Source organism: Streptomyces sp. URMC 123, assembly GCF_051386515.1.
Lineage (GTDB): Bacteria > Actinomycetota > Actinomycetes > Streptomycetales > Streptomycetaceae > Streptomyces.
Map to the genome: position 1 here is coordinate 1 of NZ_JBPQTV010000487.1, position 3403 is coordinate 3403.

The window sequence follows — 3403 nt, forward strand, 5'->3', positions numbered from 1 at the left end:
CGGGACGCGCCCGTAGTGCTGCGCGCCCTGCTGACCCTGCCGCCCGCCCCGGTGCGCCGCCCCTGGCTGGCACCGGCGCTCCTGTGGGCCGTACTGGCCGCCGCCGTCGCGCTGTACTGGCTGCCGCTGCGCTCCCTCGGCGAGCGGGGGCTGGACCGGATGAACGGTCTCGGCCTGGTCTCCGTCCTGCCCTCCACCACCCTCCTGGGCGGCGCGCTGCTGGTGCTGGCGTTCGCCGGGGCGCTCTGTCTCCCCACCTCCCGGCGGACGCTGCTGACGGCGATCCTGCTGCTCACCGTCGTCTCGCTGCACGCCGTGCCCGCGGTGCTCGAGAGCGAACCCCGGTTCGCCACCGCCTGGCAGCACCTCGGCTTCCTGGACCTCATCGACCGGAGCGGCGCGGCGGCCCCGGAACTGGACGCCCGCTGGAGCTGGCCGGGGTTCTTCGCGCTGGCCGCGTTCGCCGCCGAGGCCTGCGGGGTCTCGGACCTCACCCCCGTACTGCGCTGGTGGCCGACCGTCCTCCAACTGCTGTACCTGGCGCCCCTGGGGCTGCTGCTGAAGTCCGTACGGGCGAGCTGGCGGGCGAAGTGGAGCGCGGCATGGCTGTTCGCGCTGTGCGGCTGGGTCGGGCAGGACTACTTCTCGCCGCAGGCGCTCAACTATCTGTTCTATCTGCTGTTCGTGGCGATCGCCCTGGCGTACTTCCGGGAGCCGCGCCCGCTGGCGCTCCGGCTGCGGCCGGGCGAGGCGGAGGTCGTCCCCACCGGTCCGGGCGACCGGGCGGCGCTGCTCGCCGTACTGATCGCGCTGTTCACCGCCTCCGTGGCCAGCCACCAGCTGACGCCGTTCGTGATGCTCGGGGTGCTGACCGCGCTGGTCCTGATCGGCCGCTCCACCCTGCGGGGGCTGCCCCTGCTGTGCGCGGCGCTGGTGGCCGTGTGGGTCGGGTTCCTCGCCGAGCCGTACTGGTCGGGCCACTTCGACGAACTGTTCGGAGGGCTGGGAGGCGTCGGCGGCAATGTGTCGTCGTCGGTGTCCGGGCGGATCGAGGGCGGCAGCAGCGTCCACAAGCTGGTGCTGTACGCGCGGGTGGCGCTGGCGGCCGCGGTGATCGCCTGGGCGTGCTGGGGCGTGCTGCGGCGGCGCGCCGCCGGGCTGAGCGACCGCGCGCTGCTGGTGCTCACGTTCGTGCCCTTCCTCGCCTTCGGCCTGCAGTCCTACGGCGGCGAGATGGCACTGCGGGTGTTCCTGTTCGCCCTGCCCGGTGCCTGTGTGCTGGGGGGCTTGGCGCTCTTCCCCCGGACGGACACCCTGCGGCGCGGCCTGGGCCCGCTCGCGGCACTGGTGGCGGGGCTGGTGCTGTTCGGCGGCTTTCTCGTCGCCCGCTGGGGCAACGAGCCGTTCGAGCGGGTGCGCCCCGGCGAGGTCGCGGCGATGGAGTACGTCTACGCGCACGACCGGCCCACCGTACGGCTGCTGTGGCCGAGCGACGACCCCGCCGTGAACGTCACCCCGGCGATCCCCTGGGGGGCGCGGGACATGGAGCGGGTGCGGTACGTGCCCACGCTCGCGCCGCGCGACCCGGCGCGGGGCGAGGAGCTGGTGAAGGCGCTGCGCGCGGCCGGCCCGGGGTCCTATCTGATGATCTCCCGGGGCCAGTCGGTGTCCCTGGTGCTCGACTCCGGCTACTCCCCCTCCTGGGAGCGGCGGTTGCTGCGCTCGCTGGACGACAGCGGGCAGGTGCGCCGGGTGCTGTCCAACGGGGACGCCACGCTGTACGCGCTGCGGGAGCCACCGGAGGGCGCGGTGCCGCCGGCGTCGCGGGGGGCCACCGGGCCGAAGGTCACCTGGGACACCTGGTCGGTGTTCGGGGCGGTGGCGGCGGCGGTGCTGCTGGTCCTGCTGGTGGCGCGGGAGACCGTACGGGTGGTCTGCGCGCCCGGCGTGCGGCAGCGGGCCTGGCTCCAGGGGTCGCTCTGGTTCTCGCTGCCGCTGATGGCGGCCGTACTGATGGCGCTGGGGCACCGCTTCTGGACGCTGTCCTGAGGGGGGCCAAGGTGCTCGAAACCGTTCCGAGCCCCGGGAGTCGGCGGGTTCCCGGGGCTCAGGACTGTGCTCGGCTGCGCGCCTGTGCACCTGTGCTCGGCGGCGCGCCCGTGCTCAGAAGTCGCCTGTGCTCAGCGGCGCGCCCAGCGCACCTCGTGGGGCTCCAGGGCGACCGTACGGCCGTCGATCGTGGCGCGGGTCTCGCGGTCCCGGGTGTTCACCAGGAGCAGCGCCGTGTCGTCGGCCAGGGCCCGTACGGCGTCCCCGGCGTCGCTCTCGACGTCGGTGAAGCGCGTGCCGGGCGGAAACTCGTGGGCGAAGCGGCGCAGCAGGTCCATCATCGGCAGTTCGGCGCCGCCGTCCGGCCCCTCCGTGCCCCGCCACAGGCAGCCGGGGCAGGCGCCGGTGCGCTGCTGGGGGTTCCAGTAGAGGGCGGTCGCGGCGCCGCCGCGGGCGATCGCCATCATGCCGGCCGCCTGGGCGGCGAGGCGCCGCCGCTCGGTCCATCCGGAGCGGGCTCCGTCGCCCTCGCCCGGCTCCACGTACCACTCGGCCCACCACAGCGGCAGTCCTGTCCTGTGCCGCACCCACCGGCTCACGTCGGTGAACTTGTCGCTGGCGGCGAACTCGTCGGGCAGCGGCTTGTCGTCGCGGGTGTAGCCGGCGCCGTCGACGACGACGAAGTCGGCGCCCGCCTTGTGCTTGTTCCAGTAGCGCAGGGCGTCCAGGGTGCGCTGGTCCACGGTGCCCCAGGGGCCGCGCAGGGCGGAGGCGTGGAACCGCTGGTCGGGCGGGTGGCTGTCCATGACCAGGTACGGCCCGCCGACGAGGTTGCGCGGGTCGGCCTTCTTCAGCTCCGCGTACACCAGGTTGTACAGCTCGGTGTAGCCCTCGTGGTTCCAGCGGTTGCGCTTCTCGTCGAAGAAGCCCTTGAACTCGTTCCAGACGATGAAGTGGCGGACGTCGGGGTAGCGCCGGGCGACGGTGCCGGCGAGGGCGGCGAAGTCGCGGTAGTGCTCGGGGCGGGGCGCGGCCTCCAGCCGTTTCGGGTCCCAGTCGGTGCGGCCCTCCTGGCCGCCCTTCATCCAGTCCGGCGCGCAGCACAGGGTGATGACGGGGGTGCCGCCGGTGGCCCGGGCCAGGGCGATGCGGCTGTCGAGCCCGGCGAAGTCGTAGCGGCCGGGGGCGGGCTCGGGGTTGTCGGCGCCCCAGCCCATGATGTGCTGGTTCTGGGGCATGGACCGGGCGGAGAGCAGCGCGGCCGCCCGTTCGCGGGCGGCCGGGGGGCCGGAGTCGGCGCTGTACTGGGTGTGGGTCAGGCCCCAGCCGAGGGCGGCGGGCGGCGCGCCGGGGG

At 74.5% G+C, this 3403-nt stretch carries 1 protein-coding gene and 1 pseudogene; one reads left to right on the plus strand and one right to left on the minus strand.

Translation table 11 applies throughout. From position 1 onward, the window contains the following. Positions 1-2049 (plus strand): annotated as a pseudogene (locus ACSNOD_RS29790) (lipopolysaccharide biosynthesis protein); the annotation flags it as partial. Positions 2050-2180: 131 nt separating this feature from the next. Here the strand turns inward: ACSNOD_RS29790 and ACSNOD_RS29795 are convergent. Further along, a partial coding sequence (locus ACSNOD_RS29795; protein ID WP_436770194.1) for a xylan 1,4-beta-xylosidase occupies positions 2181-3403 on the minus strand: 1223 nt, incomplete at its 5' end.